Consider the following 14,160-nt stretch of genomic DNA (forward strand, 5'->3'; position numbering starts at 1 on the left):
CATCCGACCTGAAGTGAGGCGGCGTCGCGGCGGCCGGTTGCGATGGCAATGTTAGAATTCCCGGTTGCGCCAATGAGCGGAATCGGAAGCATTCAATGAGCCAACAGCAGCCGGAAGACGGGGCCCGCAAGCTCGGCCTGGGTACCCTCGCGATCCACGCCGGTCAGTCGCCCGACCCGAGCACGGGCGCGGTGATGCCGCCGATCTATGCGACCTCGACCTATGCCCAGAGCAGTCCCGGCCAGCACCAGGGCTTCGAGTACTCGCGCAGCCACAACCCGACCCGCTTCGCCTATGAGCGCTGCATCGCCGGCCTCGAAGGCGGCAGCCACGGCTACGCCTTCGCTTCAGGCCTGGCCGCGACCTCGACCATCCTCGAACTGTTCGATGCCGGCAGCCACGTCATCGCGATGGACGATGTGTACGGCGGCACCTACCGTCTGTTCGAACGCGTCCGCCGCCGCTCCGCCGGCCTGGACTTCAGCTGGGTCGACCTCAGCGACCCCGCCGCGTTCGAAGCCGCGATCCGTCCCGAGACCAAGCTGGTCTGGATCGAGACCCCGACCAACCCGCTGCTGAAGCTGGTCGACATCGCCGCCATCGCCGCGATCGCGCGCAAGCGCGGGCTGGTGGTGGTAGTCGACAACACCTTCTCCTCGCCGATCCTGCAGCGCCCGCTCGAACTCGGCGCGCACATCGTCATGCACTCGGCGACCAAGTACCTCAACGGCCACTCCGACATCGTCGGCGGCATCGCCGTGGTCGGCGACGACGCCGACCTCGCCGAGCGCATGACCTTCCTGCAGAACGCGGTCGGCGCAGTGCAGGGTCCGTTCGACAGCTTCCTCGCCTTGCGCGGCCTCAAGACCCTGCACCTGCGCATGAAGGCCCACTGCGAGAACGCCCAGGCGTTGGCCGAATGGCTCGAGACTCACCCCGCGGTCGAGAAGGTGATCTACCCGGGCCTCAAGTCGCACCCGCAGCACGAACTCGCCAAGCGGCAGATGCACGGCTTCGGCGGCATGGTCAGCATTTACGTCAAGGGCGGCCTCGACGGCGCGCGCCGGATGATGGAGCGCTGCGAACTGTTCACCATCGCCGAATCGCTCGGCGGCGTGGAAAGCCTGGTCAACCACCCGGCCGTGATGACCCACGCCTCGATTCCACCGGACCGCCGCGCCGCGCTGGGCATCACCGACAACCTGGTGCGCCTGAGCGTGGGCGTGGAGGACGTCGAAGACCTGCGCAATGCGCTGGCTGGAGCCTTGCAGTGACGACAAGCGCGCGCCGTGCGACAGGCGGGATCGCCTGGTATGCATTCGGGGCGTTCTTGCTGCTTTTCAGGGAACGCTCCCTGTTCGCGCGTCTCGTTTCGCGCGACGTGGGTTCGCGTTACAAAGGTTCGGTATTCGGCATCCTTTGGTCGCTGCTGAATCCGCTCGCATTGCTGTGCGTTTTCGGTTTCGTCTTCGGGGTCGTCTTTCAAGCGCGATGGGGCGTGGCCGGCGACACCAAAAGTTTTGCCCTGGTGCTGTTTTCCGGCCTGGTGCTGTTCCTGTTTGCGTCGGAGTGCATCAATCGGGCGCCGATGCTCATTCTGCAGAACAGTAATTATGTGAAAAAGGTGGTCTTCCCGCTCGAGTTGTTGCCGCCCGTGGTGGTCGGCGGCGCGGCGGTGAATCTGTGCATCTCGCTAGCCATCTTGCTCGTGGGACAGTTGGTGCTGGAGGGGGCGGTCCCGTTGAGCTGGATCAGCGTGCCCATTATCGTCCTGCCCTTGGCGGTCATGATGGCTGCGTGCGTGTTCTTGCTCTCTTCGCTCGGCGTGTTCTTGCGCGATCTCGGCCAGATAACCGGCCTGGTCACGATCGCCATGATGTATCTGAGCCCTGTGCTGTTTCCGATCGAATCAGTGCCCGAGCGGTACAGAGGCTTGTTGCAGCTCAATCCCCTGACCGTCCCGGTCGCGCAGTTGCGCGCCGCGACTCTCTATGGGCAGTGGCCGGATTGGGCCTGGCTCGGGCTCTACGCCTTGGCGGCTTATGTCCTGTTGGTGTTGAGCTTCGCCTGGTTCTGGCGCAGTAAGAACGGTTTTGCCGATGTCATCTGAAATCGCGATCGATGTAGTGGGGCTGCACAAGAGCTATCTGATTTTCGATAGCCCGGTGCATCGCTTATGGCAGATGCTGTTGCGCGGCAAGAAGCATTTCTTCCGCGAGCATCATGTCCTCAAGGGGATCTCGTTCCAGGTCAGGCGCGGCGAAACCGTCGGTCTGATCGGCCGCAACGGCTCGGGAAAGTCGACGTTGCTGCAGATCATTTGCGGCACGCTCGAGGCCAGCGATGGAGAGCACCGGGTCAACGGCCGGGTCGCGGCGCTGTTGGAGCTCGGCGCGGGTTTCAACCCCGAATATACCGGTGCGGAAAACGTCCGTATGAGCGCGCAGATCCTCGGGTTGAGCAACGACGAGGTGGATGCGCGCTTCGAGAGCATTTTGCGATTCGCCGACATAGGCGATTACGTCGACCAGCCCGTCAAAACCTATTCCAGCGGCATGTTCATGCGCCTGGCGTTCGCCGTCATCGCCCATGTCGACGCGGACGTCCTCATCATCGACGAGGCCTTGGCGGTGGGCGATGCCTACTTCGTGCAGAAATGCATGAGGTTCCTGCACACCTTCAGCTCATCCGGCGGCACGTTGCTGTTCGTAAGCCACGACAGCTCGACGATCACTTCGCTGTGCGATCGGGCTATCTGGCTGCAGGACGGAAAAGTCCGCATGGACGATGCTCCCAAGCAGGTGACCCAGGCGTATCTGGCGGACCTGTATCGGCAAGAGCAGGGCGACGACGAAGTGGCCCAGCAGATCCAGGAGCAAGGCAAGGCCTTGCTGCAGCATTTAGCCGACGACGATTACGCGGACGCCAGGCGCGATCTGGTCCTGAATTCGAATTTGCGCAACGACCTTGAAGTCAGCCGTTTCGACGAGACGGGCGATGTCTTCGGAAAGGGCGGGGCCCGTATCCTGGATACGCGCTTGCTCGACGAGCACGGCGCCCGACTGCAGTGGGCCGTCGGCGGGGAGCCGGTTTCGCTAGTGGTGACGCTGCACTGCTCCGAGGCGATCTCCGGCCTGATCGTCGGCTTCCTTGTGCGCAATCGCCAGGGCTTGTCGCTGTTCGGCGAGAACACGTATCTGTCGTATCTGGACCAGAAGCCCGAGTGCGGCGCGGACGAGACGTGGTTCGCGCGTTTCGATTTCCGTATGCCCATATTGCCGGCAGGCGAATATGCGGTGTCGGTTGCGGTGTCCGATGGCACTCAACGGGACCACGTCGTGCACCATTGGGTTCACGATGCGATCATCATCAGCAGCCATTCTTCGGCCGTGAGCACGGGAATGATCGGTATTCCGATGAAATCGATCGCTCTCGGAAAAATCGGCTGAGCGTCGACCGTATCGCGCACCGGCCCATGCGATGGGCCGGTGCGAGTTGCGATTACTGGCCGAATAAGCGCTTGAGCTTGTTGGCGAAGCGCCAGGATTTGGAAGCCTGCAGCCGCGCTTGGTAATTCTCGAGCTCGGCCGGCCCCATCGCCCAAAGCATGGGCGACACCTGCTTGCGGCCCATCAGCGTGGCCACCGCGCGCACCGGCCACCCGAGTGCCCAGGTGCGGCTGTTCATGGTCGCGTGAATCTGTTCGCGTAATGCGTCCGCGTAACGCTGTTCTTCGAGCAGCGGGTCCGGAAGCGGGCCATGCTGCCCGCGATGGACGCGGTTCCAATCCTGCACCAACTGCCTGATCCGGGTCGCGCTGCCGGGCGCCAGCAATAACGGCATGGCGTCGAACTTGCGCCAGATGGCGTGATGGTTGGACTGCCATTCTTCGGCCGAGTGCAGGGTGTAGGAGGACTCGGCCTGCTTCCAAAGACGATAGATCGAGGTGATCTCGCCGCCGCTGCCCACGTCGCAAACGTTGGCCGTGCGCATCATGAAATCCCAGTCTTCGGTCGTGGTCAGCGACTCGTCGAAAGTGATGCCGAGGTCGTGGAAGGCCGAGTGCGGAAACGCGATTGAAACCGGCGGCGTGTTGTTCTCGACCAAATGCTGGAGGAAATCGAACTCCTTCGGGTAGCGCGAGTCCATGCCGCCCACGGCCCGTACCGACGGGCTGCCGTAGTTCGTGCGTACCGGTTGCCAGGATTGCGCAACGGTTCTGCTGCGGAGCACTCGTCCGGGAGTCCGGTTGGCCAGCTTTCTGAACTCTTCGACCCAGTGCCCCATGACGATGTCGTCGTCGTCGAGGATGGCGATGTACTGGCCCTTGGCTTCGGAGAAGCCGACATTGAGCGGCCGCGTACGAGTGCCGTCGTCCACCTTGACGAGGCGGATGCGGTTTCGGATCGTGGCGTTGGTGTCCTCGATCACGCGCTCGACCGCCGTCACGCTTTCCGGAGGAAGCTTGTGGCCGATGATCAGGACTTCGAAGTCCTGATCGGTCTGCGCGGAGAGGCAAAGGAAGACGTCGCGCAACGTATCCAGCCGCTTGCCCTGGGTGCGCGTGATTACGCTCAGGAAGGGACGCTCGGCGTCGCCGTGGTCGTCGGTGTAGATCACCGCGTCGCGGCCGTGTCCGGGCAGGTACAGGCCGACGAACTGATTGGTGGTCGCGGTGGCGTCGACGCCGTCGCGAACGTGGGACATGACCCGCTGCAGCAACGCTCCGGTCGCCAAGGCCGGATGATAGCTAGGGAAGTACTGGTCGCTTTGGCTGAGTTTGACGTCCTTCGACTCGACCAAGTGCCAGCCCGATGTCTGCATCATCGTCTGCAGGCTGGCCTGGGTGAAGCCGCGAAGATGGGTGTGATCCAACAGGCCGGTCTTGGTGTAGTCCCATCGGCCGAAGGCGAGCTTGAAGCCTACATCGCGATGGGCGACGTTCGGCACCGAAACCGCCAGTGGAGCGCAATGGGCCTCGGATATGCGGCGCAGCATGGCCACTACTTTCTCGGGCTCGGCGACATGCTCCAGCGTGTCGATGATCGACATCGACGCGACGGCTTGGTCGCCGATCACCTGCCGAAGCGTGGCTTCGGCTCGTTCGATGTCGCTCAAGTCGAGCGCATGGGTCTGGAAACCGCGTGCGCCGAGTTGGGCCAATGCCTGGGTGTCGATGTCCAGGCCGATGTACTTGCGGCCAAGGTCGTCGCGTACATGCTCGGCGATCGGTCCCAGGCTGCAACCGATGTCGAGGTGCAGGCCTTCGCGGCTGTCGCCATGACCGGTCAGCAGGCTGATGACATGCCCGTAGACGTTATCGTGGAAATAGGGGTTGTCGTAGGTATTCATCAGAGGCTGAACCGGTGTTCGGTGTAGTGGTCGCCGCGGAACACCGAGACGGATCGCTGCTTGTCGATGGGGGTGGGCAGACGGCCTTCCGTTCGCCGGGTCTCGAAACTGTCCGCGGCGCGCTTGAGGTGCGCCAACGGGGACTTTCCGAAGCCCTCCAGCAATCGGGCGACTATTTCCGGGCGCGAGTATTTATGCGCCATCATCAGCGCCGCTTCGGCGGAGTAGTACTGCTCGGACGAAGTCGGTTGCCACTGGCCGTTATCGCCGAGGCGCTTGTCGTGGAACACCGCGGCCGAGGGCTGGTAGATGATGCTGTAGCCGGCCAGACGGGCACGCCACGAGAAATCGACGTCGTCGCAGTACAGGAAGAAGGACTCGGCATCGAAACCGTCGAGCTCGCGCAGTACCGGCAGAGGAATCAGCGCGCAGGCGGTCGTTGCCCAGCCGGTTTCGCCACTGCTCGCGTTGTACTCCTTGGGATGCTCCACCGGCAGTTGGCGGGCTTCGACCAATCCGACCTTGGCGTTCTGCAACGGCCTGGCGAGCTCTATCAGCGCATCGGGCGCGAGCATCACGTCGGGGTTCATGATCAGCACGACGTCGACCTGGCCGCCCTTTTCGATTGCCTCGACGGCGTGGGCGATCAAGGTGTTGTGACCGCGCGCCGAGCCCATGTTGCGGCCGAAATTCACGTTCTCGACGCTGCGCAGGGCCTCGGACGAGGCTGCGATCGACGCGATCGCGGCCTCATCGAGCACCGGCGCGGGCGAACTGTCGCCGTAGACCAGCGACACCGAGCTCATAGCGCCAGCGGCAATCGCAAGATCCGCGGCGCGATTGAGGTGGGCCACGGTCTGGACGATGCGTTCGGGCTCGTTGCCGTAGAGCACCGAGTGCACGCGCACGTGGCCAATGTTATGGATCTTGGCGGTCATAGCTGCTCCAACTCTCCCTCGCGCTGATCGATCCAGGCGCACAGGCGGCGTACGCCCGTAGCGGCATCGACCTTCGGCGACCAGCCCAGCGTGCCCAGGGACGCGTCGATGTTGCAGGCCGCATGGCGAACGTCGCCGTTGCGGTATTGAGCAGTGATATGCGGCGGCGGCGCGTCGTAGATCTCGGCGATGATACCGGCCAGCTGTTCGATCGAGAGCGACTCGCCGGTGCCGATATCGGCCAGGATTCCGCTCTTGTCGGAGGTGGCGGCCGCTACGATCGCGTCCGCGACGTCGTCGATGAAGACGAAATCGCGCAGCATCTTGCCGTCCTCGTAAAGCGGAATGCTCTTGCCGGCCTTGGCCAGCCGGGCGAACAGCGAGACGATACCGGTATAGGGGTTGGTCAAGGACTGGCCGGGTCCGTAGACGTTCTGCAGGCGCAGGACGTTGAGGGAGGTGCCGAATGCGAGGCACCACGCCGAGAGGATGTGTTCCTGGGCGAGCTTGGTGGCTCCATAGACGCTGGTCGGATCGGGGCGGGTAGCCGCGCAGCGGAACGGCTGGCTCCGCAGTCCCTGGAAATCCCACTGTCCTTGTTCGAGCATCTGGGCCGAGCGTTGGCCGGGATAGTGCGAGTTTCCGCTGGCGTCGAGCCATTCGCCTTCGCCGTATATGGCGCGGCTGCTCGATAGCACCATGCGTGCGGGTTTGATTTCGTTGGCCGCGAGCGCGTCGAGCATTCTCGTGGTGCCAACGACGTTGACCTGCGCATGGCGAGTGGCTTCGGTCAGGGATTGTCCCGTACCGGTTTCAGCGGCCAAGTGGACGATCGTGGTCGGACGGTGCTTGGACAGCACGTCGCTCCACGTCGCGGTTTCGGTCACATCGGCGACGATGAGCTCGACCTGAGGATGAAGCGCGGCCGGCCTCGTTCCGCTCTTATGGATCTGCGGATGCAGGTTGTCGACAGCGACGACCCGATCGAACGATTTCACGAGGGCTTCGGATATGGCACAGCCGATGAATCCGGCGCCGCCTGTGACGAGACAAATTTGGGTCATGCTTACTCCGAAGTTCTGGGAACGAGTGCCGCTACGGGTTTCTTGTTTTTCAGCGCGAGCATCGGCTTCTCGATGTAGTGCCACGACAGCGCCGCGCAGGCCAGGGCGATGGGCAAGCTGACGAGCGCATTCTCGAGCGCGCTAAGCTTGTTGCCGGCCAGATGGTTGACGATTTGCTGGACCAGGAAGCCGTACAGGTATAAACCGTAGGAAAAATCGCCGTAGCGGCCGGCTTTGGAAAGTACCGGGTGAGCTGCAAGGCTGAGTGAAAGCACGGATATCGGTAGTACCGCGTACAGGACGATCTCGCCGGCCCAGGCCGAGCTGGGTGGAACCAAGGCGACCACGCCGATCAGGAACAGGGCCAGACTGGGCTCGAGGTATTTCTCGAGTTTGGCCTGGGCGATGAAGGCGCCGATCATGAAGTAGGGGGCCACATCGAGCGCGCTGATCAGGTCGCTACCGTAGAAGACCGGATGCGCCGCGGGCGGGGCCAAACGCACGTAATAGATGCTGGCGGCGCAAAGAGCGAGCGCGAACCCGCCGAGGAGCCATTTCAGGCGCAGGCGGGCGCCGATGACGCAGACCAGCGGCAGGGTGAGATACATCGCGAATTCGACCGGCAGGCTCCACAGCGAGCCGTTCACCGCAACCGGATACGCGTTGTCCGCGAATACGCCGGGTAGGTCGTAGACCGGATACAGGAAAATGTTCTTGAGGTAGTGCAGCATCCGGCCGTTGGCGGCGTACTCGGCCAGCGGCAGCGCAGTCAGCGCCGGGCCGACGACGAAGGCGCTGAACAGGATGATCGCGATCAGCGCCGGGAAGATGCGCAGCGAGCGCTTGCGCATGTAGCGCGTCAGCACCGGCTCCAGGGTCCAACTGGTGAAGATCAGATAGCCGCTGATGACGAAGAAGATCTTCACCGCCAGCGCCTGCACCGAATTGCCGAGCAGCGCCGGGCTGGGCGTATTGGTCAGGGGATGCGCATGTCCGAAAATGACGGCCGCAGCGGCCAACAATCGCACTGCATCAAAATTGTTGACTCGCCCCATGCTTGCGTCTCGGATGCCGTTTGGATGTGAGGCGAACCCATCGAGCGTCGATTTCTCGATGGGGGCCGTTAGAGACACCGCACTGTGAAACAAGAATGCGGGAAAACTCTCACTGCGGAAAATTTGCCGTGAAGGCCGGGTGAAATGCCCGGCCAAAGCACACTGGCATGCGCAGTGAACTCAGTTCAGTTCGGCGGATAGTTGCGGAAGAAGTGTGAACAAATCCCCTACGAGGCCGATGTCGGCGATCTCGAAGATCGGCGCTTCGCCGTCCTTGTTGATCGCGACGATGGTGCCGGCGTCCTTGATGCCGGTCAGGTGCTGGATCGCACCGCTGATGCCGACGGCGACGTAGAGTTCCGGCGAGATGATCTTGCCGGTCTGGCCGACCTGCATCTCGTTGGGCACGTAGCCGGCGTCGACCGCGGCGCGCGAAGCGCCCACGGCGGCGCCGAGCTTGTCGGCGAAGTCGTAGATGATCTTGAAGTTGTCCGCCGAACCCACGCCGCGGCCGCCGGAGACGACGCGCTTGGCGCTCTGCAGGTCGGGACGGTCGGACTTGCCGGCGGCCAGGCCGACGTAGCGGGTGTGGCTCGGCAGGCTCGCCTCGACCGAGGCGGCTTCGACCGCGGCGCTGCCGCCCTTCGCCGCTTCCGGCCAGGACGCGGTACGCACGGTGGCGACCACGGTGTGGTCGGCGGGCGCTTCGACGGTGACGATGGCGTTGCCGGCGTAGATCGGACGCTTGAAGGTGTGGCTGCCTTCGACGGCCATGACGTCGGAGACCTGGGCGACGCCGAGCAGGGCGGCGACGCAGGGCATGAGGTCCTTGCCGAAGGTGGTGTTGGGGCCGAACACGTGGCTGTAGCCCTTGGCCAACGCGGCGACCTGCGGCGCGAGCACCTGCGCGATCGCGTTGGCGTTGGCGGCGTTGGCGATGGTCAGCACCTTGGCGACGCCGGCGATCTGCGCGGCTTCGGCGGCGACCGCGGCCGGGTCGGCGGCGAGCACGACGATGTCGATGGAGTCCGGCTTCAGCGCCTGCGCGGCCGACACGCACTTGGCGGTCGACGCGTTGAGCTTGCCGTTGAGATGTTCGGCGACGATCAGAACTTTGCTCATTACAGCAGCCCCTTAGCCTTGAGTGCGGCGACCAGTTCGGCCGCGTCCTTGACCATCACGCCCTTGCTGCGCTTCGGCGGCGGTGCGTAATGGGTGGTCTTAAGCGTGTCGCCGGTGTCGACGCCGAGATCGGCGAAGGCGATGGTCTCCAGCGGCTTGCTCTTGGCCTTCATGATGTCGGGCAACTTGATGAAGCGCGGCTCGTTGAGGCGCAAGTCGGTGGTGACCACCGCCGGCAGGTCGATTTCCAGCGTTTCCAGGCCGGCGTCGACTTCGCGCGTCACCGTGGCCTTGCCGCCTTCGACTTCGAGCTTGGAGGCGAAGGTCGCCTGCGGGCGGCCCCACAGCGTGGCCAGCATCTGGCCGGTCTGGTTGGCGTCGTCGTCGATGGCCTGCTTGCCGAGGATGACGATGTCCGGCTGTTCCTTCTCGATCAGCTTGAGCAGGGCGCGCGCGGCGGTCAGCGGCTGGATCGGCTGGTCCGAGACCACGTGCACGGCGCGATTGGCGCCCATGGCCAGGCCGTTGCGCAGGTGCGCCTGGGCGTCGGCCGGGGCGATCGTCGCGACCACGACCTCGGTGGCGATGCCCTTGTCGCGCAGGCGCAGGGCTTCTTCCAGGGCGATTTCGTCGAAGGGATTGGCCGACAGCTTGACGCCGTCGGTGACCACGCCGGAGCCATCCGGCTTGACCTGAATGCGGACGTTGTAGTCCACCACGCGCTTGTAACCGACGAGGATCTTCATCGTGCGGGGATTCCTTGTGGGGTGCTGGGCCAGGAGCGGCCGAGAGCCCCCAATTCTAGCTGAGACGGCCCACGTACGCAGGTCGAGGCCAGCTCGGCCTGGCACCTGAACCCTCCACGACCTGCAGCGCCAGCGCCACCCCGTATGGTGGGATTTGCGACGTATCCGGCTGGACGCCGGGCTTTGGGGCTTGCAGCCGTAAGGTTCGATCAGGCGCCATCGCGACGGGTGCCGATCTGAGGGCGCTGCAGGTATGAATGTGCCGTGCCGCTGCGTTACCAACCGCGACCTGGGGGCTATTGCCGAAGCTGGGCTCCAGGCGCGCCTTAGGTGGAATTCGCTGCTTTCCGGCTACGTCACCGGATCCTCGACGGTCAGAATCTGAGCGCCGCTCCAACTGGCGCCCGGGTCCAGGTGGACGGGTTTGAGTACCTGCGCCGCTTCGATGCAGACGAAGCGGCCGTACTCGCCGGCACCCAGGTCGCCCATGCCGGCGGCCAATTCGGCCCCGGGATTCCATATCACCGTGTCGGCGAAGCCTTCGGCTTCTATGCGCAACAGATCCACGCCATCGGTGACGCGCACGGTGCCGACGGTGTCGGCGTAGATACGGTCGACTTCGCCCTCGAAGCGTACCGGCGCGTCGGCGGCCGGCTGAGGCTCGTTGCCGCGCACGCAATCCAGGAACGGCGACCGTTCGAGTCCGTGCACGAGCGTTCCGGCTACATCGGCCACACGCAGGTAGGTGTGCAGCGCGGCGGTGAATTGGAAGGCGGTGCTGTCCGAATTGTGCACATTCAGAGCGATTCGCAGCCGGTTCTCGCCCGGTTCCAGCGACAACACGGCTTCAAAGCGATGCGGCCAGCGAATTCGGGTCTGTTCGCTGTCGCTCAGGCGAAACGCCAGTCGCGGCAGTTTCGAGCCGGTGGTATCCAGCACTTGCCAGTCCAACGTTCGCGCGAAGCCGTGGCGCGGTCCATCGCCGCGTTCGCCGAATTGCGGAAAGATCACCGGGACGCCGCCGCGGATCGCCTTGCCGGCACCGAAGCTCGCGCGCGGGCTCAGGTAGAGGCGTTCCTGTCCACGGCAGTGCCAGGACAGGGCATGGGCACCGAACGCGGTGGCCTGGATTTCGCCTCCTCCCGGCGCCTGGAGGCGAAGGGCGTTGGGGGCGGTGCCGTTCGAGTCGGAAGCCACGAGCCTGTCCTTGGTTGGGTTGGGGCCCGTCGTCGGCGCGCCGACGGCGTGTCCCGCATGCCGTTTGGGAGGATTCTAAAGCCGTGGCCCGGCGTGCCGACTGGCCATGCAGTCACGATACATGAAGCCTCCGGCTGCCCGGCCGGGCTATTCTTGCCCATCCCCAGTCTTTCGGAGCCGGGATGCTGCATCCTGTCGTATTGAGCGGCGGCAGTGGTTCGCGCCTGTGGCCGTTGTCGCGCGAGAACCAGCCTAAGCAATTCCTGTCGCTGATCGGCGATCGTTCGCTGTTCCAGGAAACGGTGCTGCGCGCTTGCGCCCTGCCGCAAGCGGGTCTGCCGGTGACCGTCTGCGCCGAGGGGCACCGCTTCATGGTCGGCGAGCAATTGCAGGGGATCGGTGTGGGCAGCGGCGGCATCCTGCTCGAACCCAGCGCCCGCAACACCGCGCCGGCCATCGCGTTGGCCGCCTTGCATTTGCTCGCCCAGTACCCCGACGCAGTGATGCTGGTGCTGCCGGCCGATCACCTGATCGAGGACGAATCGGCCTTCCGGGCCGCGGTGGAGCGTGCGGCCGTATTGGCCGAGCAGGGCTGGCTGGTCACCTTCGGTATCCAGCCGGACTATCCGGAAACCGGCTACGGCTACATCGCCCGCGGCGAGGCCCTCGGCGAGGACGGCTACCGAGTCGCCCGCTTCGTCGAGAAGCCGGCCCTGGCGACGGCGCAAACTTATCTGGCCGAGGGCACGTATTCGTGGAACTCGGGCATGTTCCTGTTCAAGGCCGAGCGCTATCTCCAGGAACTCGCGCGTTATGCGCCGCAGATCCATGCCGCGGCGACCGCGGCTCATGCGGCGGCGCAAAGCGATCTGGATTTCATCCGCGTCGGCAAGGACGAGTTCGCCGCCAGCCCCAGCGATTCGATCGACTACGCGGTCATGGAGAAGACCGATCGCGCCGCGGTGGTGCCGGTCAGTTGCGGCTGGAGCGACATCGGTTCCTGGTCGTCGTTGTGGTCGGTGGCCGAGCGCGACGAAGACGGCAACCGTTACGAAGGCGACGTGATCTCCCTGGATACGCGCGACAGCCTGGTGCGTGCCTCGGAACGGCGCCTGATCGCCACGATCGGGGTCGAGGACCTGGTCATCGTGGATACGCCCGACGCGACCCTGGTCGCGCGCAAGGACCGGGTTCAGGACGTCAAGACCATCGTCGATCGCCTTAAAAAGGCCGGGCGCCAGGAGCATCTGTTTCATCGCAAGGTCTACCGGCCTTGGGGTTATTACGATTCGATCGATGTGGGGCCGCGTTTCCAGGTCAAGCGCATCGTGGTCAAGCCGGGCGCGGCCCTGAGCCTGCAGAAGCATCGCAAGCGTGCCGAGCACTGGATCGTGGTGTCCGGCGTGGCCGAAGTGACCTGCGACGACAAGGTATTCGACTTGCACGAGAACCAGAGCACCTACATCCCGCTGGGTAGCGTCCATCGCCTGCGCAACAACGGCATCGAGCCGGTAGAGTTGATCGAGGTGCAGTCGGGCGCGTATCTGGGCGAAGACGACATCGTCCGTCTCGAGGACGTGTACGGACGTTCGTAAGCGGTCCGTCGCGTCCGCGCACGAAAAACCGGCCGCGAGGCCGGTTTTTTCTTTATGGCCCCGCCGAGGCGAGGGCGTGCCGACGCCCGCCTGTGCGGGCGCGAGCGGCTCAATCGACCTGCATCGTCGCCAGCAGCTCGGCCAGCACTTCGGCGAAACGCTCGGCGCTGCCTTGTGCGTGAGCGAAAAACAGCGAGGGTTCGCACAACTCCAGCTCCAGCAACTGCGGCCGGCCTTCGCCGTCGCGGATCAGGTCGACGCGGGCGTACGGCAACGGCTCTTCGAGATCGAGCCGCGCCGTCATCGCGGTCAGCGCATGCAGGGCGACCCTGCGTTCGTCGTCGCCGGCCTCGCGCGTGGTGATGCGTTCGACCGCGCGCAGGTTCAAGGCATCCTCGCGTTGCAGCATCGCGCCTTTGCGGATGGCGTGACTGAACACGCCGTTGAAATGCATCAGCGCGGTCTCGCCGTCGCGATCGACCGAGACCAGATAGGGCTGCAGCATCGCGCTGCGGCCCTCGTCGAGCAGGCGCGCGAGGTGATTGGCCGCGGCGAATTCCTGCGCGCGCGCATAACGCTGGGTGTCGCGCGAGCCGGCGCTGATCGCGGGCTTGACCACGAATTCGTCGGCGTCCGGATGGGCGGCGAGAAACTCCTGAAGGGCCGGCAGCGCATCCATGTCGGGTTCGACGAACGCGCTCGGCACCACCGGCACGCCGCGCGCGGCGAGGTCGGCCAGATAATGCTTGTCGGTATTCCAGCGCACCACCGGCCAGGGATTGAGCAGGCGCGTGTGGGCGTCGACGCGTTCGCACCAGGCCAGGAATTCGTCGAGGCGCTCGGTGTAGTCCCACGGCGAGCGCAGCAATACGGCGTCGTATCGTGCCCAGGCCACGCTGGGATCGTCCCAGGCGCGGATCTCGGCGGCGATGCCGCGTGCGGTACAGGCTCGAAGCAGGGGCGACAGGTCGTCGTCCTGCCCGGCGGCGGCGATGGCGGTGACCAGGGCGAGTCGGCTCATGTCGCAAGTCTAGCGTCGGCACACGATCGAGGCATTGTCGCGGTATTGCCCGAAAGTCCGCTACGTCCGG

The 14,160-nt window shown here is 64.6% G+C and carries 12 protein-coding genes; 4 read left to right on the top strand and 8 right to left on the bottom strand.

What is annotated here, in order from left to right:
* The first annotated feature begins 95 nt into the window (after positions 1-95).
* Genes LC490_RS06695 through LC490_RS06705 form a run of 3 tightly spaced genes read left to right on the top strand, consistent with a single transcriptional unit; the run spans position 96 to position 3,449 of the window.
* Positions 96-1,274: a cystathionine gamma-synthase gene (locus tag LC490_RS06695; protein ID WP_031371508.1), complete on the top strand. Its 1,179-nt coding sequence runs from the start codon at positions 96-98 to the stop codon at positions 1,272-1,274.
* The gene (locus LC490_RS06700) at positions 1,271-2,110 is read left to right on the top strand and encodes an ABC transporter permease (RefSeq protein ID WP_081930729.1); all 840 of its coding nucleotides are present in this window, start codon (positions 1,271-1,273) and stop codon (positions 2,108-2,110) included. The genes LC490_RS06695 and LC490_RS06700 overlap by 4 nt, the downstream gene beginning before the upstream one ends.
* Positions 2,100-3,449, top strand: a complete 1,350-nt coding sequence (locus LC490_RS06705; RefSeq protein ID WP_031371510.1) for an ABC transporter ATP-binding protein — start codon at positions 2,100-2,102, stop codon at positions 3,447-3,449. Before LC490_RS06700 ends, LC490_RS06705 begins: the two co-directional genes overlap by 11 nt.
* A gap of 52 nt (positions 3,450-3,501) precedes the next feature.
* Here LC490_RS06705 and LC490_RS06710 read toward each other — a convergent pair whose 3' ends face one another.
* From LC490_RS06710 to LC490_RS06740, 7 genes are all read right to left on the bottom strand, one after another.
* Positions 3,502-5,352 carry a glycosyltransferase gene (locus LC490_RS06710; protein ID WP_051884737.1) on the bottom strand — a complete coding sequence of 617 codons (1,851 nt, stop codon included), beginning with the start codon at positions 5,350-5,352 and terminating at the stop codon, positions 3,502-3,504.
* Entirely contained in the window at positions 5,352-6,290 is a 939-nt protein-coding gene (locus LC490_RS06715) for a glycosyltransferase family 2 protein (RefSeq protein WP_051884739.1), read from the bottom strand. The genes LC490_RS06710 and LC490_RS06715 overlap by 1 nt, the downstream gene beginning before the upstream one ends.
* Positions 6,287-7,354 carry an NAD-dependent epimerase/dehydratase family protein gene (locus LC490_RS06720; protein ID WP_031371513.1) on the bottom strand — a complete coding sequence of 356 codons (1,068 nt, stop codon included), beginning with the start codon at positions 7,352-7,354 and terminating at the stop codon, positions 6,287-6,289. The genes LC490_RS06715 and LC490_RS06720 overlap by 4 nt, the downstream gene beginning before the upstream one ends.
* A gap of 2 nt (positions 7,355-7,356) precedes the next feature.
* The gene (locus LC490_RS06725) at positions 7,357-8,502 is read right to left on the bottom strand and encodes an acyltransferase (RefSeq protein WP_223619683.1); all 1,146 of its coding nucleotides are present in this window, start codon (positions 8,500-8,502) and stop codon (positions 7,357-7,359) included.
* An 87-nt stretch (positions 8,503-8,589) separates the two neighbouring features.
* Positions 8,590-9,531 (bottom strand): electron transfer flavoprotein subunit alpha/FixB family protein, encoded by a 942-nt coding sequence (locus LC490_RS06730; protein ID WP_223619684.1) that lies wholly within the window; start codon positions 9,529-9,531, stop codon positions 8,590-8,592.
* Positions 9,531-10,277 carry an electron transfer flavoprotein subunit beta/FixA family protein gene (locus LC490_RS06735; RefSeq protein ID WP_031371516.1) on the bottom strand — a complete coding sequence of 249 codons (747 nt, stop codon included), beginning with the start codon at positions 10,275-10,277 and terminating at the stop codon, positions 9,531-9,533. Before LC490_RS06735 ends, LC490_RS06730 begins: the two co-directional genes overlap by 1 nt.
* 351 nt (positions 10,278-10,628) lie before the next feature.
* The gene (locus LC490_RS06740) at positions 10,629-11,474 is read right to left on the bottom strand and encodes a D-hexose-6-phosphate mutarotase (protein WP_223619685.1); all 846 of its coding nucleotides are present in this window, start codon (positions 11,472-11,474) and stop codon (positions 10,629-10,631) included.
* 182 nt (positions 11,475-11,656) lie between these two features.
* Here LC490_RS06740 and LC490_RS06745 point away from each other — a divergent pair, with 182 nt between their 5' ends.
* On the top strand, positions 11,657-13,069 hold the full coding sequence (locus tag LC490_RS06745; RefSeq protein WP_223619686.1) for a mannose-1-phosphate guanylyltransferase/mannose-6-phosphate isomerase: 1,413 nt from the start codon (positions 11,657-11,659) through the stop codon (positions 13,067-13,069).
* A gap of 109 nt (positions 13,070-13,178) precedes the next feature.
* Here LC490_RS06745 and LC490_RS06750 read toward each other — a convergent pair whose 3' ends face one another.
* Positions 13,179-14,090, bottom strand: coding sequence for a hypothetical protein (locus LC490_RS06750; RefSeq protein ID WP_223619687.1), 912 nt, complete (start codon positions 14,088-14,090; stop codon positions 13,179-13,181).
* Between the last annotated feature and the right edge of the window lie 70 nt (positions 14,091-14,160).

Origin of the sequence: Lysobacter sp. ESA13C (assembly GCF_019970005.1) — a bacterium.
Taxonomy (GTDB): Bacteria; Pseudomonadota; Gammaproteobacteria; order Xanthomonadales; family Xanthomonadaceae; genus Lysobacter; species Lysobacter antibioticus_B.

Coding starts and splice junctions, on each gene's coding strand:
- LC490_RS06695 (WP_031371508.1), top strand. CDS start 96: ATGAGCCAACAGCAGCCGGAAGACGGGGCCCGCAAGCTCGGCCTGGGT.
- LC490_RS06705 (WP_031371510.1), top strand. CDS start 2,100: ATGTCATCTGAAATCGCGATCGATGTAGTGGGGCTGCACAAGAGCTAT.
- LC490_RS06710 (WP_051884737.1), bottom strand. CDS start 5,352: ATGAATACCTACGACAACCCCTATTTCCACGATAACGTCTACGGGCAT.
- LC490_RS06715 (WP_051884739.1), bottom strand. CDS start 6,290: ATGACCGCCAAGATCCATAACATTGGCCACGTGCGCGTGCACTCGGTG.
- LC490_RS06720 (WP_031371513.1), bottom strand. CDS start 7,354: ATGACCCAAATTTGTCTCGTCACAGGCGGCGCCGGATTCATCGGCTGT.
- LC490_RS06730 (WP_223619684.1), bottom strand. CDS start 9,531: ATGAGCAAAGTTCTGATCGTCGCCGAACATCTCAACGGCAAGCTCAAC.
- LC490_RS06735 (WP_031371516.1), bottom strand. CDS start 10,277: ATGAAGATCCTCGTCGGTTACAAGCGCGTGGTGGACTACAACGTCCGC.
- LC490_RS06745 (WP_223619686.1), top strand. CDS start 11,657: ATGCTGCATCCTGTCGTATTGAGCGGCGGCAGTGGTTCGCGCCTGTGG.
- LC490_RS06750 (WP_223619687.1), bottom strand. CDS start 14,090: ATGAGCCGACTCGCCCTGGTCACCGCCATCGCCGCCGCCGGGCAGGAC.